The sequence below is a fragment of the Bacteroidota bacterium genome (assembly GCA_017303905.1).
Lineage (GTDB): Bacteria > Bacteroidota > Bacteroidia > B-17B0 > Aurantibacillaceae > JAHEYG01.
In genome coordinates this window covers 196483-219103 of record JAFLBH010000003.1, presented here as the reverse complement: position 1 = coordinate 219103, position 22621 = coordinate 196483, and the positions used below count along the sequence as shown (strand labels likewise).

General features: G+C 37.2%; 22 protein-coding genes. 5 read left to right on the top strand and 17 right to left on the bottom strand.

The genetic code is table 11. The features are described from left to right. Positions 1 to 59 precede the first annotated feature (59 nt). The 10 genes from J0L69_11690 to J0L69_11645 all read right to left on the bottom strand — a co-directional run bounded on the left by J0L69_11690 (position 60) and on the right by J0L69_11645 (position 8211). Complete coding sequence (locus J0L69_11690) at positions 60 to 686, bottom strand: hypothetical protein (GenBank protein MBN8693853.1); 627 nt, start codon at positions 684 to 686, stop codon at positions 60 to 62. Position 687: 1 nt separating this feature from the next. Next, entirely contained in the window at positions 688 to 1281 is a 594-nt protein-coding gene (maf, locus tag J0L69_11685; GenBank protein ID MBN8693852.1) for a septum formation protein Maf, read from the bottom strand. Next, positions 1274 to 2164 carry a geranylgeranylglycerol-phosphate geranylgeranyltransferase gene (locus tag J0L69_11680; protein ID MBN8693851.1) on the bottom strand — a complete coding sequence of 297 codons (891 nt, stop codon included), beginning with the start codon at positions 2162 to 2164 and terminating at the stop codon, positions 1274 to 1276. Before J0L69_11680 ends, maf begins: the two co-directional genes overlap by 8 nt. A gap of 90 nt (positions 2165 to 2254) precedes the next feature. After that, positions 2255 to 2767 (bottom strand): HAD hydrolase family protein, encoded by a 513-nt coding sequence (locus J0L69_11675; GenBank protein MBN8693850.1) that lies wholly within the window; start codon positions 2765 to 2767, stop codon positions 2255 to 2257. Next, on the bottom strand, positions 2754 to 3569 hold the full coding sequence (locus J0L69_11670; protein MBN8693849.1) for a DUF2520 domain-containing protein: 816 nt from the start codon (positions 3567 to 3569) through the stop codon (positions 2754 to 2756). Before J0L69_11670 ends, J0L69_11675 begins: the two co-directional genes overlap by 14 nt. Beyond that, positions 3559 to 6153 (bottom strand): cytochrome c biogenesis protein CcsA, encoded by a 2595-nt coding sequence (ccsA, locus tag J0L69_11665; protein ID MBN8693848.1) that lies wholly within the window; start codon positions 6151 to 6153, stop codon positions 3559 to 3561. Before ccsA (J0L69_11665) ends, J0L69_11670 begins: the two co-directional genes overlap by 11 nt. Before the next feature lie 65 nt (positions 6154 to 6218). Beyond that, entirely contained in the window at positions 6219 to 6602 is a 384-nt protein-coding gene (locus J0L69_11660) for a cytochrome c maturation protein CcmE (GenBank protein MBN8693847.1), read from the bottom strand. After that, positions 6602 to 6823 (bottom strand): CcmD family protein, encoded by a 222-nt coding sequence (locus J0L69_11655; protein ID MBN8693846.1) that lies wholly within the window; start codon positions 6821 to 6823, stop codon positions 6602 to 6604. The genes J0L69_11660 and J0L69_11655 overlap by 1 nt, the downstream gene beginning before the upstream one ends. Continuing rightward, on the bottom strand, positions 6816 to 7475 hold the full coding sequence (gene ccsA, locus J0L69_11650) for a cytochrome c biogenesis protein CcsA (protein MBN8693845.1): 660 nt from the start codon (positions 7473 to 7475) through the stop codon (positions 6816 to 6818). The genes J0L69_11655 and ccsA (J0L69_11650) overlap by 8 nt, the downstream gene beginning before the upstream one ends. 76 nt (positions 7476 to 7551) lie before the next feature. After that, a complete protein-coding gene (locus J0L69_11645) occupies positions 7552 to 8211 on the bottom strand; it encodes a heme exporter protein CcmB (GenBank protein MBN8693844.1) in 660 nt (219 codons plus the stop codon). Positions 8212 to 8286: 75 nt separating this feature from the next. Between J0L69_11645 and J0L69_11640 the strand changes: the two genes are divergently transcribed. The 4 genes from J0L69_11640 (at position 8287) to asnB (ending at position 14778) form a co-directional block, all read left to right on the top strand. Further along, positions 8287 to 8856, top strand: a complete 570-nt coding sequence (locus J0L69_11640; GenBank protein ID MBN8693843.1) for a DNA-3-methyladenine glycosylase I — start codon at positions 8287 to 8289, stop codon at positions 8854 to 8856. Beyond that, positions 8853 to 10541: a glutamate formimidoyltransferase gene (gene ftcD / locus J0L69_11635; GenBank protein ID MBN8693842.1), complete on the top strand. Its 1689-nt coding sequence runs from the start codon at positions 8853 to 8855 to the stop codon at positions 10539 to 10541. The genes J0L69_11640 and ftcD overlap by 4 nt, the downstream gene beginning before the upstream one ends. Positions 10542 to 10609: 68 nt before the next feature. Next, the gene (locus J0L69_11630; GenBank protein MBN8693841.1) at positions 10610 to 12760 is read left to right on the top strand and encodes a SpoIIE family protein phosphatase; all 2151 of its coding nucleotides are present in this window, start codon (positions 10610 to 10612) and stop codon (positions 12758 to 12760) included. A 95-nt stretch (positions 12761 to 12855) separates the two neighbouring features. Continuing rightward, positions 12856 to 14778 (top strand): asparagine synthase (glutamine-hydrolyzing), encoded by a 1923-nt coding sequence (asnB, locus tag J0L69_11625; protein MBN8693840.1) that lies wholly within the window; start codon positions 12856 to 12858, stop codon positions 14776 to 14778. Here asnB and J0L69_11620 read toward each other — a convergent pair. Further along, entirely contained in the window at positions 14775 to 15704 is a 930-nt protein-coding gene (locus J0L69_11620) for an aspartate carbamoyltransferase catalytic subunit (GenBank protein ID MBN8693839.1), read from the bottom strand. The two genes, asnB and J0L69_11620, sit on opposite strands and share 4 nt — an antisense overlap. A 138-nt stretch (positions 15705 to 15842) precedes the next feature. On the opposite strand from J0L69_11620, the gene J0L69_11615 reads away from it, so the two are divergent. Beyond that, positions 15843 to 17999 carry a hypothetical protein gene (locus J0L69_11615; GenBank protein ID MBN8693838.1) on the top strand — a complete coding sequence of 719 codons (2157 nt, stop codon included), beginning with the start codon at positions 15843 to 15845 and terminating at the stop codon, positions 17997 to 17999. A gap of 102 nt (positions 18000 to 18101) precedes the next feature. Here the strand turns inward: J0L69_11615 and J0L69_11610 are convergent, their stop codons facing one another. The 6 genes from J0L69_11610 to J0L69_11585 form a co-directional block, all read right to left on the bottom strand. Beyond that, positions 18102 to 18608: a DinB family protein gene (locus tag J0L69_11610; GenBank protein MBN8693837.1), complete on the bottom strand. Its 507-nt coding sequence runs from the start codon at positions 18606 to 18608 to the stop codon at positions 18102 to 18104. A 3-nt stretch (positions 18609 to 18611) separates the two neighbouring features. Further along, positions 18612 to 19145, bottom strand: a complete 534-nt coding sequence (pyrR, locus tag J0L69_11605) for a bifunctional pyr operon transcriptional regulator/uracil phosphoribosyltransferase PyrR (protein MBN8693836.1) — start codon at positions 19143 to 19145, stop codon at positions 18612 to 18614. A gap of 47 nt (positions 19146 to 19192) precedes the next feature. Beyond that, positions 19193 to 19963, bottom strand: coding sequence for a 3-hydroxybutyrate dehydrogenase (locus J0L69_11600; protein MBN8693835.1), 771 nt, complete (start codon positions 19961 to 19963; stop codon positions 19193 to 19195). 88 nt (positions 19964 to 20051) lie between these two features. Then, entirely contained in the window at positions 20052 to 21629 is a 1578-nt protein-coding gene (locus tag J0L69_11595; GenBank protein ID MBN8693834.1) for a SulP family inorganic anion transporter, read from the bottom strand. Positions 21630 to 21639: 10 nt separating this feature from the next. Continuing rightward, a complete protein-coding gene (gene can, locus J0L69_11590; GenBank protein MBN8693833.1) occupies positions 21640 to 22290 on the bottom strand; it encodes a carbonate dehydratase in 651 nt (216 codons plus the stop codon). Between the two features lie 74 nt (positions 22291 to 22364). Next, complete coding sequence (locus J0L69_11585; GenBank protein ID MBN8693832.1) at positions 22365 to 22610, bottom strand: hypothetical protein; 246 nt, start codon at positions 22608 to 22610, stop codon at positions 22365 to 22367. Between the last annotated feature and the right edge of the window lie 11 nt (positions 22611 to 22621).

Below are 22621 nucleotides of genomic sequence, written 5' to 3'. Positions count from 1 at the left end.
TCATCATAATAAAAAAGCCCGAATTATTTCGGGCTTTTTTATTGGATTTATTTTCTTCTTTACTTTTTAATTTTTCCGTTGAGCTGAATATCGCTAATTGCTAATTGGTCAAATTTATCACCTTTATAAAGTTCAAGAACCCTTAAGCGAATCCTGTATCGACGTGATTTTTCAATTTTTAATTTATCGATATCAATGCCCTGCATTTTGTAAGTGTTTTCAAATGTGATTTCGGCATACGGTTTTTCGTTAATACTCATCGACACTTTTTTGAGGCGGGAATAGTTCTTCCAGGTTTGCATGTCTTTTCTCCAGCCGTTAGCAAAATAAATACTTCTGATCTCCGCACTGGGAACTTCTGCATTTTCCTCAATATCGATTACAATTTCAATTACTTCATTTTTACCATCCCAAGCGGTGAGCCAACATGTTTTCATGTTTCCATCGAACATGTTTTTTGCTTCGAAATTATCAGGACCAATGGGCTCAGCTTTATCTTTAACAACTCCTTCCGGAATTAAATACTCTGTAATATCATTATTGCTGCGATTGTGTTTTTCGTAATCGTCGTTACCATACACATCGAAATGATCTACGTTTGTTTCGTAAATAAGGATTTCATATCCGTCTTGCGAAAAGCACTGAAGACTAAAAGCCGCGAATGCCGTTATAAGAAGTTTTTTCATATTAAAACTTTATTAATTCTTCGAATAATTCTTTTACCGGTAATCCCATCACATTATAAAAACTACCTTCAATTTTATCTATACCAATATAGCCAATCCAATCCTGAACACCATAACCTCCGGCTTTATCGTATGGATTATAATTTGTTAAATAATATTCAATTTCTTCATTTTTAAGTGACTTAAAATAAACTTTACTGGCATCAAAGAAAACAGTTTGTTTATTTGCACTTTTCAAACAAACACCGGTAAATACTTCATGCATTTTTCCGCTTAATGTTTCAAGCATGATTTTTCCTTCTTTGAAATTAGCAGGTTTGTTTAATACTTTTCCTTCGCACCAAACGATGGTGTCGGCTGTAATTAATAATTCATTTTCTTTTAATTCATCGGGAAAAGCATCTGCTTTTTTTTCTGCCAGATAAAGCGGAATTTCCTGCGCCTGTAAATCGGAAGGGAACGATTCATCGGCGTTAATTGGCATAAGCCGATACTCAAATCCCAAACTCTTTAATAACTCTTGTCGGCGCGGAGAACCGGAGCCTAAAATAATTTTATATGGAAACTCTTTTAGAAGACTGTCAATGCTATTCATAAATCAATTTAATCATAAATGTAAAGGCCACTCCAAAAAGCATAATGAACTTTAATAGTAAACTGGCTACTTTATATTGAAAAGGTGTTTTAGCTCGGATGGTTTGAAATATCAAAATCAGTAAAGGAATAAAGACCGTCATGATTAAATAGAAGGAAGCGATTTTTTGTTGCCACATCCAAAGCTTGAGAATAGAGAAGCTTAAAATCCCCAATGTAATGATGATTAAAAAGAAGGTGACCACTTTTGTGGTGATGATGCCCCAAGAAATTGGCATTGTTTTTCCTCCCGTTTGAATATCCCCATTGAAATCTTCCATGTCTTTTACAATCTCTCTAATCAATGAAGTTAAGAAAGCAAATCCTGCAAATAATCCGGTGATTATTAAAAGTCGCTTTAAATTAAGCGAGTTTTGATCAAAGTAGGCTGTATTCACATGAACACCATTTAGAACTTCATAAGCGTAAGGCATCATCGGAATAAGTCCGGTTAATACAGCAATTACTAAATTACCGGTGAGAAGTTGTTTTTTAAAATGTGTTGAATAAAACCAAAGCAAAGTAATGGCAATAATTTGAAACAAAACCAATCTGAGTGCAAAGCAGCGATAAGCTAACCAGGCCCCTAAAATCAACCCTAATCCGCTAAATATTAAATGCAATAACATGGCTGTGCGTCGTTTAATCACAACGTCAATTACTACCGTTTCGGGATGATTAATATGATCGGTTTTTACATCAAAGTAATCATTAATGATGTATCCTGCGGCAGCAATAAGTGTTGTACTCAATACAAGCATCCAAAAATGGAACTCTGAGAAATAAACTTGCTCCATTACAGGCTCAATTACAAAATAACGAATGCTGCTCATGGTGAAAACCATAATCAGTAAATTTTCAAACCTTATTAATTTTAAAAAGGCAAAAAACTTATTTTGCAATAATCGGTTGGTCATTAATACAAATATATCAAATTACCAGTTAGCAATTTCCCATTGGCCTTGTACACGCATAACTTGTTCGATAATATCGCGTACACAGCCTTCTCCGCCATTTTTCGGCGAAATGTAAGAGCAGATCGATTTAATCTCAGTAGCAGAGTCATTCGGACAAGCAGCAACGCCCACGCGGCTCATAATCTCATAGTCCGGCAAATCATCCCCCATATACATCACTTGTTCATCGTTAATGTTATGTTCATAGATGAAGTCTTTATAACATTGTAGCTTATCGTGTTGATTTATGAAGATATGTTCTATGCCGGAGCGGGTAAGTAAATTTTTTATGGCTACATTATTTCCGCCGGAGATAATGACCAATTTGTATTTTTTCTGCACGGCTAAGTGTATGGCATAACCATCTTTTGAAAATACATTACGTACTACTTCACCGTTCTCCATCACCAATACTTTGCCATCTGTAAATACGCCATCTACATCAAACATCAGAGTAGTTATTTTATTAAGTTTCTCCTTAAAGTTTTGCATTGGTTTGTTGTTTTGCAATGAGACGACTGATTGACTTATAGGTGCGTTTTAACTCGCTGTGCTTTTTTAACAGGGCATTATGTTTTTGTAATGTCTTTTTATCTTTTCGTGCAGCCGGACCGGTTTGCACTAAACTTGGATTTCCGAAAACAGCCTTTTTTGCTGTGGTATTAATGAGCGGACCTAAATACTTAAAAAAAGATTTGTTTAATTCTTTATCGAGAAAAGAATATGCCGAAGCATACATGGCATTGCTGAAGTTTCCTGCTATTACGGCAGCCAAATGAAGTTTAAGTCGGTTTGCAGAATTTAACTTCACCACAGAGTTACTAAAGAGTCGAGCTAAACTGCTTAAATAATCAAGTGATTTTTTATTAGAGGCTTCAATGAAAATGGGAACTTCCTGCCAGTTAACGCTCTGTCCAAATGAAAAAGTTTGTAACGGATAAAAAACGCCAATGTTTTTAGAGGCGCCGTTTAATTCTTTAAAATCAGTGGTTCCGGAAGTGTGTAATACCAAAGCTTTTGTTTTAAGCTTTTTTATTTTAGTTGCCACTTGTTTAATAGAATTATCACCACTACAGATAAAAAAAACATCACTGTCTTCTTTCACTTTTTTCCACTCAGTAATAATGTTTACTTTGAATTCTTTGTGAAGTTGTTTCAGGCGCGGGGTTACAGATCGATTGTAAACTGTAATATCGAAACGTTTAAAAAAAGATAAATGCGATACAATATGCCAGGCAATATTTCCACTGCCGATGATAGTAATTCTTATCTTTTTATTTTTTTTAAGCGCCACTTGCTTCGGATTTTGATTTTAGTTTTTTATAGCGCTCAACAACAGAGATGCCGGTACCAAAGGCCATGACAAAACATCCCAGCCACAAAATATTTATATAAGGGAATATATACGCTTCCATCACAATAAAATCTTTTGAGTTGTTTACTTTTTCCGACATGGTAATCTCAACACTTCCTTCTTCCGGATTTATTTTCCAGAACGAAAATTTCAAGCCTAATTCCTCAATCATATCTACCTCAGGAACGATCATACTTTTTCTAATGATATATTTAGGATATGCTTTAAAAACATCGCCATTCGAGTTAAAGGCTTTCAATACAGCCGTTACTTCCAACAATGAATCCGTTTTTTCATATTCCTGCTGCGTTAGGTTTGTTTTAAGCGAATCAATAACAATAATGGCATTGCTGGCAAATATGGTATCACCAATATGACCAATGTAGTTTTTTGGAGTGTTGTAAGCATCTTTAGCCTTTGGATCAACCACATTTAAATCAGCAGCAGTAATTACTGTATACACATCACGATCCAGATAATGTCGCGTGGCAGGTTCAGCTGCTTGTCCCATCCGGGGGTTGTCCTGAATTTTAGGAATCAATTGAAATGCAAACTTTGGATCTCCATTCTCATCCGGAGTAAAGTAGTTCACTTTGTAATAAACATCAATCCCAATTCTTTCTTTACTTTCAAACGAAACTAAATACGGACCAAGTGGTAGTGTATCGCCTTGTTGTAAAAATAAACTTCTGTTATTATCAAAACCTTTTCCTAAACCTTCTACTTTTTTTCCGGAAGTGTTTTTGGAAATGGTTTGTTTTTTGGAAATCGAAACTAAAGCGCCAATAAGTACTAAGGCGAAACCTATGTGTGCGATGGATGCTCCTGATTTACTGATTTTGCCTTTTAAAACACGCAACCAGTATTCGCTATTGGAGAGAACCGCAAATACTCCAACAATAAATAACAGGCTGTAAGAAATTAAATTCCATTTGTCGATTCCTTCAGCTGCTGAAAAATCTTTAACTAAGTAAAGTGGAATGCTACAAGCTAATCCAAATATAAGAGAGGCGATAAAAGAGAAACGTAGTTTTTTGTAAAATTCTTTTGAGTCTGTTTTTTTATATTTCAAAAATTGTGCCGCTGCAATTAAAATCAAAAGTAGGATGGCGAATGGCGTCATCCATAAATTATAATCGGCCACTTTAACAGGAGCTTTATTTAATCCGAATAATTTATTTAATACCGGAATAGACGTAAAGTAGGTGATGATTAACGATGAAAGTAAAAATACTAAGGAGCCAAGGAAAATCCAAAATTCACGGGAGTACAATTCTTCTTCGTCCTTTTCTTTTGGAAAGTATTTGTTATAGCTGAATACGGTTAAGAATGCACTGCTTCCTAACCAAACATATAAAGCCAATTTTTTATGACCGTATATTCCCGAGAAGAAAGCGATTAATAAAGAACCGAGAATATAGGATACTCTTAATAAATCATTTTCAATAAGCAGAGCAACGCATAATAACATAAATGTTAAAACGTAAAGGACTAATTGTCCCTGCATGCCTAAATCCGTAAACGCGTGTACCGATGAATCTCCAAGTATACCACTTCGCGTCAAGAACGTAGAGTAGAGTACCAATAAGAAAGAACCAATGGAGAGTAAATGCGTGGTGAATAATGAACCGCCTTTGTTTTTATTAACTATCATCACGTGACCTGCACCAACTAAAATTAACCATGGTACCAAGGATGAATTTTCTACCGGATCCCATGCCCAAAAGCCACCAAAGTTTAATGCTTCATAAGCCCAGGCACCACCCATCAAGATACCTACACCCAAAATTAAAATCCCGAAGAAGGTCCATGGTAAAGCAATACTTTGCCAGTCGTGATACTTTTTATTCCATAATGCGGCAATGGCAAATGCAAACGGAGGTAGTGTAGCAGAAAAACCTAAGAATAAAGTTGGAGGATGTATAGTCATCCAATAATTCATAAGTAGTGGATTTAATCCTCGGCCGTCAATTTTTTCAAGGTAATTCGGAATCTGTAGAAAAGGTAGATTAATGAAATCAGGATGCTCTCTCAATAATAAAAACGGATTACTTCCCACTTTATAATCGCCGATGTAAATACCCATAATCATACTGGCTAAGAAAACCTGCGCCAAAGAAAATACTGCCATCACTGGTGCTTCCCATTCGTTTTTAAGGGAGCGTTGTAAAATAAGTCCTAATACAACATTCCAAAATGTCCATAATAAAAAGCTGCCTTCTTGTCCTTCCCAAAAGCACGACATAATAAAACGCATTGGCATTTCATTATTACTGTGTTGGTATACGTATTGGTATTCATAATAGTGACTAAACAACATAATGAAGAGTGTAGATGCAATTCCAACTACGCTAATTCCATGCAAGTAAAATGCATTTCGTGCAAATCTTAAATAGTCCTTGTTTTTGGTAGATAAGTAAAAGCCGATGAGTGCTAAAAGAGAGGCAACAAAAGATAAGACAACAAATCCGTTTCCGATTTTCCCTATCCAGATATGTTCGCCTATGTTATTTAATTCGTTCATGTGAGTGTGGTTTCGTAGTTTGCAGTTCGTCGTGTTTCTCCGAACCCCGAACTACCAACTCAGCTTTACATCTGTGGTTTACCGTCGTTATATTTAGAAGGACATTTCATTAAAATATCATTGGCGTGAAATTCTTCACCTTGCATCTTACCAATGATTACAATTTGTTCACTGCGTTCAAAATCCTGCGGTTTGCTTTTATGAAGCACCACTTTTTTTTCCATGCCTTTATTGTCAATTAAGGTGAAAATAAATTCATCAGGATTGATTTTTGGGTCATAAATCAAAGGCTCTTCTTTATCTAATTTACCTACAACATGAAATTCCTTATCAGGATTAGCCATGGCTTCATTAAAATCGGCATAGGTAGTCGTATTTTTCAAAGAGGTAATAATAACCCCAATGGCTACGGCAATTACGATTATTCCAACAATGTGAATCTTTTTCATTAGTTCTTGTTCTTTAATTCTTCTTCCAGTTTCTTTAGTTTTCGTTCAATGACTGCTAAATAAATAATCACGCAAGCAAAGATAATTGACAACACGGCAATCACCACATATATTTTACCGTCTTCACGCCAGCTGTCTGCCATTTGCGGACCGTTAGATTCCTGAGCATTGGTTACAACAGAAATGAGCGTAAAAAGTATGAAAAGGATTTTTTTAATCATTTTGTTTCGATTTTAATTTTGAAAAGCGATTGTTAATCTCCAATATCCACCAGCTTAGCATAATCCATCCAATTACTGCAGGATAAAACACAAGTCGCATGTTGCTGTCTAAATCATATTTTGCAAAAGCCGGATTACCTCCGTTACCGGGATGTAACGAATCAGTTAATCGGGGGAGTATCATGATAAAAACAATCAGCATCACATAAGCAAATACGTTATATACCGATGATATTCTTGCTTTTTTTAATTCGTCAATAATAGAATTACGTAAAATGAAATAAGCGAGATAAATTAAAATGCCAATCGCAACACCGTTTAATTTAGGATCCTGGAAAGTCCAGTAAGTACCCCAGGTGTATTTAGCCCATAAACATCCTGTTAATATTCCGGGAACGCTGAAGAAAAATCCAACTTTTGCGGCGTTGAAACTCTTCATGTCGTCATCAGGATTATTACTCAGTAAATATTTAATCGCAAACCAAATGGAAACACTCATTTGGAATAACATCGCAAACCAAATTGGAACGTGATAATATACATTACGAATAGTTTCATTTAGAATATCCAAACGAGGTACAGGTCCGAGCAATCCCCAAAAAATGGTGTAGAGGATAAGAAGAACAGAGAGTATTTTGTACCAGTTTTTCATGTTAGCTGATAGTTGATAGTTCGTAGTTCAGAGAGGTGAAATTCAACGAACTCTTAACTACGAACTACGAACTGTTTTAATCGTTCCAAAGATAAGGAAATAATAGATTGGCGAGCATTATTACCAATACGTTTAAGGCGGCTAATATTAACAAAAAATCATAACTCACCGCCCAGTTTAAACCGTCGATGGCCTGCTTACTTAAGCGTATAGAAACCATTATCATAGGCATTAATACAGGAAAACTCAAGATACTCATGAGTGCGAAATTATTACTGGCTTTAGACGCAATGGCACTCATCAAACTCAATACACCCGCAAAACCGGTCGAAGATAATACCAGCGTGACAAAAAATAATGGGAAGTTTTGTATCGCTCCACCCACGAACCAAATGTAAAAAAACAGGGTAAACAAGCTGACAACAAGCATTAAAGCCATGTTAAAAATGATTTTAGCAAGTATAAAATGTCTTGGTGAATAATAAGCATAGTTAAATAATCCCATGCCTTTGCTTTCTTTCAAGAAACTTTTAGAACTAATCGTCACAGAGGCAAATAACAAAATGATCCAGAATAAAGCATTCCATTCGTGTGTATGAATCTTACCTGTAAAGCATAATGCACTTACAAACACAGTGCCTGCAACATACACCAGCATCCCTCCCAAACTCGCTTTTTGCCTGAATTCAAGAAGAAATTCCTTTTTGATTAAGTTATTAATAGGTGCCAGATTCATTGTTAAACAAAAGTACTATTTAAATGGCATTTGCCATTAAAAAACCATTAAATTTGGCTATCAAAACCATATAAAATGTGTGATTGGCCAACAGGCGACGACCAAATGCAAAAATACCACGATACAGAGTGGGGCGTGCCGGTTTTAAACGATAAAATACATTTCGAATATCTTATTTTGGATAGCTTTCAGGCGGGATTAAGCTGGAAAACTATTTTACACCGCCGTAAAGGATTTAAAAAGGCATTTGCCAACTTCAATTACAAAAAAGTAGCAGCTTTTACTAAAAAGGACGTGGCTCGCTTGATGAAGGATGACGGTATTATTAAAAATAAATTAAAAGTAGAAGCGGCTATTTCCAACGCTAAATTGTTTATGGAAGTGCAAAAGGAATTCGGCTCCTTTAACCGTTACATCTGGCAATTTGTAAACTATAAACCAATTATTAATAAACATAAATTCAGCTATGAAATTCCGGCCTCTACACCGGAGTCGGATAAAATGGCTGCTGATATGAAAAAACGCGGATTTAAATTTTGTGGCACTACCATTTGTTACGCTTATATGCAGGCAGCAGGAATGGTAAACGATCACTTAATTTCTTGTCCACGTTATAACGAACTTATTAAACCAACCAAACGATGAAAAAATTAATTGAATGCGTTCCTAATTTTTCAGAAGGACGCGACTTGAATATCATTAAGCAAATTACCAACGAAATTGAAAGTGTTGAGGGCGTGAAATTATTGAACGTCGATCCGGGTAAAGCTACCAATCGTACGGTGGTAACTTTTGTTGGAGAGCCGGAGGCCGTTATAAACGCGGCGTTTTTGGCAATTAAAAAAGCCGGTGAGTTAATTGATATGAGTAAACACAAAGGCGAACATCCGCGAATGGGCGCCACTGATGTTTGTCCGCTTATTCCTATTAGTAACATCTCCATGGAAGAAACCGCCGAATACGCGAAGAAATTAGGTAAGCGTGTTGGTGAAGAATTGAAAATCCCGGTTTACTTATACGAAGCCGCCCAATCCGATAAAAGCCGCAATAATCTCTCCGTTATACGCGCAGGTGAGTACGAAGGATTTTTCAAGAAAATAAAATTACCGGAGTGGAAACCTGATTTTGGTCCTGCTGAGTTTGATGCCAAGCGCGGTGCTACGGTTATTGGTGCCCGCGATTTTTTAGTGGCGTATAATGTAAATTTAAATACGACTTCTACACGTCGCGCCAATTCAATAGCTTTTGATGTGCGTGAAGCGGGTCGTGTTTTGCGTGAAGGAAATCCGGTTACAGGAAAAATTGTCACAAATCCGGACGGTACGCCTAAATCAATTCCGGGTTCATTGAAAAGTGTGAAGGCCATCGGTTGGTTTATCGAGGAATACGGTGTGGCTCAAATCTCCATGAATCTTACAAACATAAATATTACGCCGGTTCATGTGGCTTTTGACGAAGTGTGTAAAAAAGCGAATGAAAGAGGTATTCGTGTAACAGGTTCTGAGTTGGTGGGATTAATTCCTTTGAAGGCTATGTTAGATGCCGGAAAGTATTTTCTGCGCAAACAAAAGCGTTCTATTGGTGTGAGTGAAAAGGAACTCATTAAAATTGCCATCAAATCAATGGGCTTGGATGAATTAGCGCCTTTTAAACCGGAAGAGCGTATTATTGAATATTTATTAAAGGAGAAGGCCGATAGTAAATTGGTAAGCATGACACTCGTTGATTTTGCCAATGAAACAGCGAGTGAAAGTCCGGCGCCGGGCGGAGGTTCTATTTCTGCTTATGTTGGAAGTTTAGGTGCTTCCTTAGCAACTATGGTAGCTAATTTGAGTTCTCATAAAAAAGGATGGGATGATCGTTGGGAAGAATTCAGTAATTGGGCTGAAAAGGGAAATTACTACAAAGACGAATTAATTCGATTGGTGGATCAGGATACTGCAGCTTTCAATATGATTATGACGGCTTTTGGTTTGCCGAAGGGAACCGATGAAGAAAAGAAGATACGTACTCAGGCAATTCAGGATGCAACAAAATTTGCGATTGAAATTCCGTTTAAAGTCATGCAAACCACATACGAAAGTATGGAGGTTATAAAAGCAATGGTTGAGATGGGGAATCCAAATTCAGTGACGGATGCAGGTGTTGGCGCCTTGTGTGCCCGTAGTGCTGTCATAGGCGCTTACATGAATGTGCGTATTAATGGTACCGGTTATGATGATAAAAATTTCGTAAATGATATCATTGCTAAGGGTAAAAAAATTGAGGAACAAACCATTGCTCTGGAGGCAGAGATTTTAAAAATTGTGAATTCGAAAATTGGCATTTAGTTAATAAACCGCTAAAATAAGGGCTACTGGGTATTTCCAAACAACAATCAAAGCCATACTTTTATTCTATGAATAAGGTATGGCTTTTTTCTTTATTGTTTTTCTCATTGATGTTTTCAGTTTACTCTCAGGCTGACCAGCATCAAATTGATTCTTTAAACAAGATTGCCGAAAGCACTTCTCATGATACCATAAAGTTCCAGGCACTCTCCGATCTTAATTGGTTATACAGTAGAATCGATCCGAATAAGGCAAAGAATGTCGGTTATCGTGAACTGCAATTAGCTTCCCAATTAAAACCTGTTTACAAAGCACAAGCTTGTAACGATATTGCCATCGCTTTTTTTAAGTTGAGTATGTTCGATTCCTCTCTCGTGTATAATAAAAAAGCTTTACAAATACGAAAGACATTAAATCGAATTGATTTGGTGGGTTCTTCCTTGGCAAAAATGGGTGCCGTATATACCGAATCGGGTGATTTGAAGAATGCTTTAAGTGCAACGCTGGAAGCGCTCAGTATTTTTGAAAAGCTGAATGATAAACCAAAAATGGCTTTGTTATATAATAACATTAGTCAGCTCTATGAAAAGTTTAATCAACTCGACATGGTAAAAGTGTATGCGGAAAAATCTTTAAAATTGTGCAACGAGGTAGGTGATGATTATGGTGCAGCAAATGCTAAAACCGCGTTAGCCTCTTATTACATTAAGCACAATCAATCCAAATTAGCCTTTCAATTACTTGATGAAGTAATTAAAACCTATTATCAATACGGTGATACATTAACGGTTGCTGCGGTATATAACAACATGGGGTATATGCATCGTCTCTTAGGTCATACGAAAGAGGGTAGAGTGTATTATCTAAAAGCGATTGAATTGTCGCAACGAGCAGGAGATACACAAGGAGCTTTAATGTATAAGCATAATTTAAGCAATGTGTTAATGCAGGACGGAGATTATGGCGGGGCGGAAAAACTATCAGAAGAGATTCTAAAGTTAACCACACCCGATAACTTTCAGCAATTACTCTTAACATATCGTCTCATGGCAAACATAAAAGCCTATTTGGGAAAGGGAAGAGAATCGGAGGAATACCAGGATAGATTTGTAACACTGAAAGATTCTTTGTTCACAGGAGAAAATGCTTCAGCAATGGCTCATTTGCAAACAGTTTATGAAACCGAAAAGCAAAGTTTACAAATACAGAATTTGGAGAAAGATAAAGAATTGCAGGATGCTGAAATTAAAAAGCGCAATCAGGCCATTATCGCCATCGCTGTTGGATTAGCTTTATTAATTGTATTAATGATTGTGGTACTGAAAAGTTATCGTCAGAATCAGCGCGCGAAGGATTTAATAACCCAGCAAAAGCAACATGTCGAATTGCAACGTGATAAACTGCATGTACAAAATGTAATTATTGAAGAGAAAAAGAAAGAAATTCTCGATTCCATTAATTACGCTCGCCGCATTCAAGAGGCTATCCTTCCGCCTCAAGAGGATATCCATAAAAGCTTCCCTCAAAGTTTCGTTTATTATCAGCCAAAGGATATTGTTGCCGGCGATTTTTATTGGTTGTATGAAGAAGAGAATCTGGAAGAGGAAAACATCGCCGCTTCATTTAATCCTGCTCTTTTAGCCGCCGCCGATTGTACCGGTCATGGGGTTCCGGGTGCGTTTATGAGTTTGCTTGGGAAGGAAAATCTGGATAAGTCGCTGAACGTGTCGGCTTCGCCTGCAGGCATACTCGGCGAATTGAACCGAAACATTAAACGAGCCTTAAAACAAAACACAAAGGAGGATGCCACACGCGACGGAATGGATATTGCGCTTATCAAAAAGCAAGGAAATAGAATTTGGTACAGCGGTGCTAATCGTCCGCTTTGGATTAAAAGAAAAAGCAGCAACGAGATTGAAGAAATCCGCGCGACAAAAACCGCTATTGGAGGATTTACACCCGATAATCAGATTTTTGAGGAACATGAGTTTGAATTTGAAAGTGGAGATATGTTGTATCTGTTTACCGATGGTTATGCCGATCAATTTGGAGGCGAGAAACAAAAGAAACTAACTACCAAGCGACTCAAAGAAATATTCATACAAATAAGCGCACTTCCGCTTAACGAACAACACGACTATCTTAAAAACTTCATGAGCCAATGGAAGAGTAACACTGAGCAGGTGGATGATATTCTGGTGATTGGCGTAAGAGTGTAATGGGTGAGCCTTAATTTCAGTAAAAAGCCGTAAATTCAAACGGTGATTTATACTATTAAATAATTTAATACGTTATAAATTACCTGAAACTTTATATGTGCGGAATTGCCGGAATAGCTTTAAAACGTAGTGTCACTTTTAATTTAAAAGAGACCATTCATGCTATGTCGCAAAGCATTAAACACCGCGGACCGGATGGGGAAGGTTTTTTATTGGCGAACGACTTCGTTACAATTCCGGTTTCATCAAAGGATACGCCTTCGTTTAAGGCTTCCGAACTTAATTATATTCCTCAAAAAAATATTTCTGAAGTAAATGGAGAGTTCAACTTAGCCTTCGCGCATCGCCGTTTATCCATTATCGATTTAAGTGAAACTGGTCATCAGCCCATGGCTTTGAATGAGGGTAAATATTGGATAACCTATAACGGAGAGATTTACAATTACCTCGAATTAAAAAAGGAATTGGAACTTGAAGGTGTAAAATTTATTTCGTCGAGCGATACGGAAGTGGTATTGCAAGCCTATAAAAACTGGGGTGTTGATTGTCTTGAAAAGTTCAACGGCATGTGGTCGTTTTGCATCTATGATGTGGAAAAGCATGAGCTGTTTTGCGCCCGTGATCGCTTTGGGGTAAAGCCTTTTTACTACGTGGATAATCAAAATGTATTCGCCTTTGCGAGCGAGCAAAAAGCTTTTGTAAAAAGCGGATTGATTAAAGCGGAGATGAATGAAAAGGCATTGCACAATTATTTAATCAATAACCGTATGGAGCCCGAAGAAAATAATTTCTTCGAAGGCGTAAAGGAATTGTGGCCCGGACATTATTTGATGTACAATCTTAAATCAAATCAAACCCATACGTATCGTTATTTTAAATTGGAGCCGGATTACGATTACGAAACAGATTTACTCAGTAACGATGAACTTATCGCGCAGGTAAGGGAAAAGTTGGTCAACGCGGTGAATTTACGTTTACGGAGTGATGTACCGGTGGGTTCTTGTTTGAGTGGCGGAGTGGATAGCTCGGCCTTGGCAGCTTTGATGAGCAAGAATCAGTCAAATCCGGTTTACTTTTTTACTTCTGTTTTTAAAAACAAAGAAGGCGATGAAAGTTACTTCGCCGACTTAATGGCAAAACACGTTAAAGGAATTCATAAAACGATTGAGCCAAACGAAGAGGGTTTAATGAAAGAACTCGAAACCCTGGTGTATTCACAGGATGTTCCGATTTGGGATACGAGTACTTACGCACAGTATAAAGTGATGGAACTCGCCAAACAAAATAACATTAAGGTGGTGTTAGACGGACAAGGCGCGGATGAATTGTTTGCAGGCTATCATCATCACTTTGTGGCCAAATGGAATTATATGCTGAGTTATGGGAATGTTTTTGGAATGCTTAGTGATATGAGTCAAAGTAAAAAGACCATAACTTCTCCCTTTTCTTTATTCATCAAAGAAAAAATCAAAGCGAATTACAATACCTATTTAAAAAATAATGCGCCTTATTTTGCAAGTGACTTCATTCATAAATATGAGACGGTAAATCCGGTTAAATATTTAGACAAGGTGAATCATCAGCTGGCTTATGATATTACCGACGCGCGCTTAAAGGCTTTTTTAAAATGTGAAGACCGTTGTGGCATGTGGCACAGTGTGGAGAGTCGTACACCGTTTAGTGATGATATTGAATTAATCAATTTACTGTTCTCTATAAATGGAAATCGTAAAATGCAGAAAGGCATTTCCAAATATTTATTACGCGAAGCGGTAAAGGATCAATTGCCAAATGAAATTTATGCCCGCTATGATAAAATGGGTTTCGAAACACCTATGAATAAATGGATAGGTGGCAATTACAAAACTATTTTTGAAGAAGTGGAAGCAGCGAATTTTACTTTCGCGAAAACTTCTGTGCTCAAACAAAAATTCGAATCCGGCACTGCTGGTGCCAATGAAATTAAATTACTTTACAAATGGTGGGTGTTGGTGAAGTGGAGGAAGGTGTTTAATTAATCACCCTGTCTTCCGGCCAGTAAAAACATCACAGCCATTCTTACTGCCACTCCGTTTTCAACTTGTTCTAAGATGATGGATTGGTCGCTGTCGGCCACATCGCTGGTAATTTCCACACCGCGGTTAATTGGACCCGGGTGCATGATGATGATTTTCTTTTTCAGGCTATCTAACATTTCTTTGTTTAAGCCGTAAAGCATCGAGTACTCGCGCAGAGTTGGGAAGTACTTTATATCCTGGCGCTCTAATTGTATGCGTAACATGTTCGCCACATCGCACCATTCCAACGCTTTTCTTAAATCTGTTTCAACTTCTACGCCTAAGCTGGTAATGTAGCGCGGTATTAAGGTAAGTGGACCGCATACTTTTACTTTTGCACCTAGTTTTTGTAAGCAGAAGATATTGGAGAGTGCTACACGTGAGTGAAGGATATCACCAACAATCACTACTTTTTTTCCTTTCAGGTCACCCAATTTTTCCTGCATCGAAAAAGCATCCAATAAAGCTTGCGTAGGATGTTCATGTGCTCCATCACCGGCATTTACAATTTTCGCTTTAATTTTTTTGCTTAAAAAAACCGCTGCACCCGGATTAGCGTGTCGCATCACCACCATATCCACTTTCATGGCTAAGATGTTATTGACGGTATCCGTTAAGGTTTCTCCTTTTTTTACAGAGGAGTTAGAAGCGGAGAAGTTAACGATATCGGCGCTTAAACGCTTTTGCGCAAGTTCAAAAGATAAGCGGGTGCGTGTTGAGTTTTCGAAAAATAAGTTGGCTACTGTAATGTCGCGTAATGAGGGAACTTTTTTGATGGGACGGTTAATGACTTCCTTGAAATTTTTAGCAGTACTGAGGATTAATTCAATGTCGTTTTTGTTGATTTGCTTAATTCCGAGGAGGTGGTTAACGCTAAGATGGCTCATTACTTTTTTGAAACTGTGATTTCAAAAGTCAAATATAGTAAAAATATGCCCAACCCCGAAATTTTAATTAACAGGTTATTAAGTGTTGTAACAAGCCACAAGGCTTTTAAGTAAATTTACCTCTGTAAAACAGAAATTATGAGTCAGAATAAACATGTATGGAGCTTCTCAACTGTTGGGGGCGTTAAGCGAGTAAATATTGAGACAGGTGCAGATTTAATTAACCTTGAGTACCTCGATCCAAAGCTTTGGACCGCCTTAAGCTGTCCGGTGAAGGGATTGGAAATTGATCACAAAACTTTAGAATTAATAGATAAAGATAAAGACGGACAAATCCGCGTTCCTGAAATTATTGCGGCAGTTAAGTGGATTACTTCCATTTTGAAAAATCCGGGTGATTTAATTAAGCAAGAAAAGGTGTTTCAGTTAGCATCGATTAACGAGCAAACAGAGCTGGGTAAAACATTATTGGCTTCCGCAAAAGTGATTTTAAAAAATTTGGGTAAAGGCCATGCGAATGCTTTAACAGTTGAAGAGACATCTGATACTAAGAAAATCTTCGCTGCTACGCGTTTCAATGGCGATGGGGTAATTACGCCTGATACTGCAGAGGATGATACTTTAAAAGCCTTAGTGAAAGAGATGATAGCATGTGTGGGCGAAATTCACGATAGAGGAGGAGAAGCCGGAATTAATGAAGCTTTATTGAGCGAGTTTTTTACAGAGTGCGAAAAATTCTCGGCATGGTATGCAAAAAAGCAAGCGAATGTTTCTGCGATTTTCCCTTATGGAGAGGATACTGAAAAAGCACATCAGTTGTTTTTGTCGGTTAAATCAAAAATTGATGATTATTTTTTACGTTGTCGTTTGGCTGCTTTCGATACACAAACGACTACTGTTTTAAACTTGCAAATTGCTCGTGTTGAAAGCATCACCGCTAAAGATTTATCTACGTGTTTAGACGAAATTGCTGCTTATCCATTGGCAAAAATTGAGGCTGGATTATCTCTGCCACTTGCTACAGGAATAAATCCGGCATGGGAATCAAAAATAAATGAGTTAAAAAGTCTTGTTGTTTCTAAATTATTACAAGGCAAATCTAATTTAAGTGAAGAGGATTGGAATATTATCGTGAATTCGTTTACAGCTTATGCGGGATGGAAATCTGAAAAGGAAGGCGCTAAAGTAGAAAAATTGGGATTGGAAAGAGTACGCGCTATTCTCGGCAGTGATGCGAAAACTAAATTAACTGATTTGATTGCGCAAGATAAAGCGGTAGAAGCGGAAGCGAATAATATTTTTTTAGTGGATCAAATGGTGCGCTATCATCGCGATATTTTTACGCTGCTTAAAAACTTTGTGACTTTCTATGATTTTTACATGCCGGGACAAAAAGCCATTTTCCAGGCTGGAACTTTATACATTGATCAACGTAGTTGCGATTTGTGTATTAAGGTAAGCGATATGCCAAAGCACGGTACGATGGTTTCCTTTAGTGGTATGTTTTTAATTTATTGTGATTGTACCAGCCGTTCTACCAATGAAAAGATGACGATTGTTGCTGCTCTAACAAATGGCGATATTGATAATTTAGTGGTAGGAAGAAATGCGTTGTTTTATGATAGAAATAGCATGGATTGGGACGCAACTGTGATTAAAATTGTAGACAATCCCATTAGTATTCGCCAGGCTTTCTTTTCCCCTTACAGAAAGGTTTCAAGATTCATTGAAACGCAAGTAAATAAATTTGCCGCAAGTCAGGATGAAAAGGTAACAGGAGACATGATGAAGAGTGTGGAAGGTGTGCCTGCAAAAGTTGAGGAAGCAAAAAAAGCGGAGAAGCCCGCGCCACAACCATTCGATATCGGAAAGTTTGTTGGGATTTTCGCCGCTATTGGCTTAGCGGTTGGTGCGATTGGTTCTGCAATTGGTTCTGCCATTGCCGGATTTATCGGATTAAAATGGTGGCAAATGCCAATTGCGGTTCTTGGAATAATTTTATTGATATCAGGTCCAAGTATGATCATTGCTTTTTTGAAATTACGCAAACGCAATTTAGCACCAATCTTAGATGCAAACGGATGGGCTATTAATGCACAGGCAAACGTAAATATTCAATTTGGAAATGTATTAACGCATTTAGCAACTTTACCTGCAGGTGCAAAAATTAATTTAAACGATCCGTTCACGAAAAAGAAACGTCCAATCCTTCCGGCTATTTTAATTATTTCAGCCTTAGTGGGTGGTGTATTGTACTTGCTTTGGAAATACGGTTATATGCACTTACCGTTTTAATTAATCGTCATTGCGAGCGCAGTGAAGCAATCTGAATTATGTTTGTGTTTTAACTGTGACGCATTTGAAGGTCTCACAAACCTACAAGGCTTATACTAAAAATCAAAGGTATCTTTCTCTTAACACAGAGATGTGGTGATTGCAATGTCCGCAAATAGAGAATCCTACTGCGTTCACGGTTGTTTTTCCTGCCGCTGTGTTTCCTTCTTTATTAAAGTCTTCAGGTTGTAAGCTTTCAATTAATGAAGCTGTCGCATTTCTAACGGCAATTAATTCTTCAATGACAGAACTTAAACTTCTTTTATCAGCATTACAGGTTTTTGCATAATCATCTTCTTCGAAGGGAAGAGGTTGTTGCTGATCGTTCCGCGCGAATCGTAATAATCTGTAAGCAAAAATTCTCTCGGCATCCGAAATATGAATCAATAATTGTTTAATGGTCCATTTACCTTCTGCATAAGCATAATCGCCCTTATCATCAGGAATCATAGTTAATGTTTCCATTAACTCCTCTGTGCTGTGAATGAGAGCTTCGTGCAAATTTTTACCCTTTGCTTTTGCAATATAAGATTCAAGAAAAGAAGGATAGGTACCTTTAGCCGGTCGCATTTTTTATTTGCTTAAAAGAGTGATTCTGTCTTTGCCATCTGTTTCTTTCCATTCTACTTTTACATTCTGAGTTTCGATGGAGTCGATGGTTAAACCTACATATTTTGCCTGTATTGGAACGTGACGCGCAAATCGGCGGTCTACCAATACTAATAGTTCTACATCATTTGGTCTGCCAAATGCTAACATAGCATCTAATCCGGCACGAATTGTACGGCCGGTAAATAAAACATCATCCACTAAAATCACATTTTTATCTTCGATGATAAAATCGATGTTGGTGCGATTAGGAATTAATTCCTTTTTACGGAAATCGTCGCGGTAAAAAGTAATATCTAAATCACCGCAATTAATTTTTTTAGTTTTTAAAATTTTCTTGAGCTCTTCGGTGATGCGATGTGCTAAATAAGTTCCGCGAGGTTGCAATCCAATTATCACAGAGTCTTTAAAATCGCTATGCACTTCAATTAATTGATGGCATAAACGTTGAAGTGTTATTTCAAACTGATTTTTTTCTAATATAACTTTTGGTTGCACGGTACTTTTTATTTTAAAATTACAAATTCTTTACGAGGTGAAAAAGCTTATTGCGCGTTCCAACCTCCGTCAACAGGAATGGCTGTACCGGTAATGGTAGATGCGTGATCGGCTGCTAACAACAATGCTGTTTGACCTAATGTTTCTAGGGAAACGAAATCTTTAACGGCTTGTTTGTACAGCATTACTTTACTTACCACTTCAGCTTCCGATAAATTATGGGCTTTAGCTTGGTCGGCAATTTGTTTTTCTACAAGCGGAGTTTTTACATAACCCGGACAAATTGCATTGGCTGTAATATTAAAAGGAGCACCCTCTAAGGCAATAGTTTTTGTGAAACCTACAATACCGTGTTTGCTGGCAATGTAAGCACTTTTAAATTCAGAGGCTACAAGTCCGTGTGCTGATGCGATATTAATGATACGGCCGAATTTTCGTTCTTTCATTCCTTTCCAAACCGCTTTTGTGAGGTGGAAAGCAGAAGTTAAGTTAATACCTATAATGGCGTTCCATTTTTCTTCCGGGAAATCTTCAATAGGCGATACAAACTGAATTCCTGCGTTATTAATTAAAACATCAATACGCCCGAATTTAGCAACGGCATCATCAACCATTTTTCGAAGTTCTTCCGGTTTAAGCATATTGGCGTTAGAGAACATAACGCCAATACCAAATTCTTTCCCGATACTATCGGCAATTTCTTGTCCGTTTGCTTCTAATCCGTTAAATACAATATTATACTGTTTGGTTTTTGCAAATTCACGGGCAATGCCTAAGCCAATGCCACTGGTACTTCCGGTAATTAAGGCTGTTTTCATTCTGTTAAATCTTTTATCAAATGTAAAAAATGAATCTAACTATTCACAGCTATTTATAAAAAAACCCGGAATAAACCGGGTTCGTTTTTTAGTGGCCTCCTGAAAGGCTGACTTCAGGAATGTTGATTGTTTCCACAGTAATGTTTTTAAGCTTAGAATTATAGAGTTTAAAATCCTGAATAATCTCTAAAACATCATAATCGATATTAGTAGACTTAGCACCATCAATAATAACCTTACAATTAGGAGGTAAGTGATTTAGTGTTTCCTGTATGCTTGCTTTATTGAGAAAGGTCATTTCTTCAGAGAGCGTAATAGTTACAGTTTCTTCTTCACCGGTATTTGTTTTTTTAATGTGATACGAGTTTTTGTAGTTTTTCCGTAGAATAAAGTAAATAGCAAATACCATGCCCACACCAATTCCTTTTAATAAATCGGAAGCCAGAATGGCAATAATCGTAATGATGAAAGGTAAAAACTGCTCATATCCCAATTTGAACATGGATTTATAAAGCGAAACTTTAGAGAGTTTATAACCTACCATTAATAAAATGGCGGCTAAACTCGCTAAGGGAATCAAATTTAAAAAGCGTGGAATAAGTAAGGCAGATAATAACAAAATAGCACCATGGGTAATTGTGGCTATTTTGGTTTTCCCGCCGGCACCTATATTAGCTGAGCTTCTTACAATTACTTGTGTAATTGGTAAACCACCTATTAATCCGGAAGCTATATTACCGAGGCCTTGCGCTTTTAATTCGGTATTAGTAGGAGTTGTTCGCTTATAAGGATCGAGTTTATCGGTGGCTTCAACACAAAGTAAAGTTTCTAAACTTGCCACAATGGCAATAGTTACAGCTACAACATATACTTGCGGATTCGATAAGGCGGAAAAATCAGGGAACTTAAAGAAACTAATGAATTCTTCGGCCGAATTTGCAACAGGTAATTGCACCACATGTTCTCCGCTTAAAACTAAATGTGGGGCAAATTGCATGAAAAGGTAATTGATTAAAATTCCACTGAGAACTACAAATAAAGCACCCGGCAAAAATTTAAACAGTTTTACTTTTTTCATAAAAGGCATATCAAAAAGTAAAAGTAAACCAATGGAAATGGCGCAAATAATGATGGCGCCAACGCTGTTATACTTTAACGCATAATAGATTTCAGTAAATGTATTATGGCCATCAGCTTGAATTAAACCTTCATCACCCATGAAATCTTTATCGTAACCTACAGCATGTGGAATTTCCTTTAGTATAAGCGTAATACCAATGGCTGCTAACATTCCTTTGATAACCGATGAAGGAAAGTAATACCCAATGACACCTGCTTTTAAAAATCCGGCAATGAGTTGTAATATTCCTGCCATAACAACGGCAAGAAGCAAAGCCTCGAAACTGCCAAGTGTTTTTAAAGCAGTAAGAACAATTACAACTAAACCGGCAGCAGGTCCTGATACACCTAAAGGTGAACCGCTAAATAACCCAACAACAATCCCTCCTATAAATCCTGCAATGATACCGGAGAATAATAAGTCAGGTCGTCCGGTGGAGGCTAATGCTACACCTAGGCAAAGAGGCAATGCTACCAAATAAACTACTAATCCGGCAGGACCATCATTTTTAAAATTTTCAAGAAAGGATGATTTGTTATTGGTCATATTGTATATTTTATTTAACTACGGCAACTTGATCGAGTAAGTAATAGCTTGGTAATTTATCAGGATCATCCATGGTTACATCTAAATCCTTCAAATAGCCATTCGCGATATCATACACTAATCCGTGTAAAAATAGTTTCTGTCCGCTTCTCCAGGCATTTTGTACAATGGAAGTTTTAGATAAATCTAATACTTGTTCGATTACGTTTAATTCAACAAAGCGGTCGGCTCTTGCTTTTGGGTCTTTAATTGCCTCAAGCTCGTTAAAATGTAAGCGGTAAACATCCTTGATGTGACGTAACCAGTTGTCAATAATTCCAACTTGTTTATTGCCCATGGCCGTTATCACACCGCCACAGCCGTAATGTCCGCACACAATAACGTGTGTTACATTTAAAACATTTACGGCGTAGTCTAAAACACTCAGCATATTCATATCTGAATGCACTACCATGTTAGCAATGTTACGGTGTACAAAAATCTCTCCGGGTTTGGTGCCGGTAATTTCATTGGCAGGAACACGACTATCCGAACAGCCAATCCATAAAATGGGAGGTTTTTGTCCGTTAGCTAGTTCGTCAAAAAATTTAGGATTGTTCTTTTTGGTTTCTTCAACCCACTTTTTATTGTTTTCAAATATTTGCTTATACAATTCAGGCATAATTGATTTTTTTGGAAGCACAATAATGCTTCGGTTCATAAAATTGATTTAATAGTTTAAAAAGAGATAAACTATTATGCCTGTGGAGGAGGGGTGGTGATTTCGGAGTAATAAGTACTGAGCTTGAGCTGCTCAGATTGTTGAATTTTTACAGAGAAAAGGTTGTTTAAATGGAAAAGTGGCTCTGAGACAATCAAAAAATCAGAGCAATCTTCGTCTGAATCTTTTTCCTCTCCTCCTTCATTACCGCTTTCCGACTCTTTACTTTCTTTGCCCTTTTTACAGAGTTCTGAATGTACAGAATTTTCTTCTTCAATCAATGGAATGTATT

Coding starts and splice junctions, on each gene's coding strand:
- J0L69_11690 (MBN8693853.1), bottom strand. CDS start 686: ATGAAAAAACTTCTTATAACGGCATTCGCGGCTTTTAGTCTTCAGTGC.
- maf (MBN8693852.1), bottom strand. CDS start 1,281: ATGAATAGCATTGACAGTCTTCTAAAAGAGTTTCCATATAAAATTATT.
- J0L69_11680 (MBN8693851.1), bottom strand. CDS start 2,164: ATGGTTTTCACCATGAGCAGCATTCGTTATTTTGTAATTGAGCCTGTA.
- J0L69_11675 (MBN8693850.1), bottom strand. CDS start 2,767: ATGCAAAACTTTAAGGAGAAACTTAATAAAATAACTACTCTGATGTTT.
- ccsA (MBN8693848.1), bottom strand. CDS start 6,153: ATGAACGAATTAAATAACATAGGCGAACATATCTGGATAGGGAAAATC.
- J0L69_11660 (MBN8693847.1), bottom strand. CDS start 6,602: ATGAAAAAGATTCACATTGTTGGAATAATCGTAATTGCCGTAGCCATT.
- J0L69_11655 (MBN8693846.1), bottom strand. CDS start 6,823: ATGATTAAAAAAATCCTTTTCATACTTTTTACGCTCATTTCTGTTGTA.
- ccsA (MBN8693845.1), bottom strand. CDS start 7,475: ATGAAAAACTGGTACAAAATACTCTCTGTTCTTCTTATCCTCTACACC.
- J0L69_11645 (MBN8693844.1), bottom strand. CDS start 8,211: ATGAATCTGGCACCTATTAATAACTTAATCAAAAAGGAATTTCTTCTT.
- J0L69_11640 (MBN8693843.1), top strand. CDS start 8,287: ATGTGTGATTGGCCAACAGGCGACGACCAAATGCAAAAATACCACGAT.
- ftcD (MBN8693842.1), top strand. CDS start 8,853: ATGAAAAAATTAATTGAATGCGTTCCTAATTTTTCAGAAGGACGCGAC.
- J0L69_11630 (MBN8693841.1), top strand. CDS start 10,610: ATGAATAAGGTATGGCTTTTTTCTTTATTGTTTTTCTCATTGATGTTT.
- asnB (MBN8693840.1), top strand. CDS start 12,856: ATGTGCGGAATTGCCGGAATAGCTTTAAAACGTAGTGTCACTTTTAAT.
- J0L69_11620 (MBN8693839.1), bottom strand. CDS start 15,704: ATGAGCCATCTTAGCGTTAACCACCTCCTCGGAATTAAGCAAATCAAC.
- J0L69_11615 (MBN8693838.1), top strand. CDS start 15,843: ATGAGTCAGAATAAACATGTATGGAGCTTCTCAACTGTTGGGGGCGTT.
- J0L69_11610 (MBN8693837.1), bottom strand. CDS start 18,608: ATGCGACCGGCTAAAGGTACCTATCCTTCTTTTCTTGAATCTTATATT.
- J0L69_11600 (MBN8693835.1), bottom strand. CDS start 19,963: ATGAAAACAGCCTTAATTACCGGAAGTACCAGTGGCATTGGCTTAGGC.
- J0L69_11595 (MBN8693834.1), bottom strand. CDS start 21,629: ATGACCAATAACAAATCATCCTTTCTTGAAAATTTTAAAAATGATGGT.
- can (MBN8693833.1), bottom strand. CDS start 22,290: ATGCCTGAATTGTATAAGCAAATATTTGAAAACAATAAAAAGTGGGTT.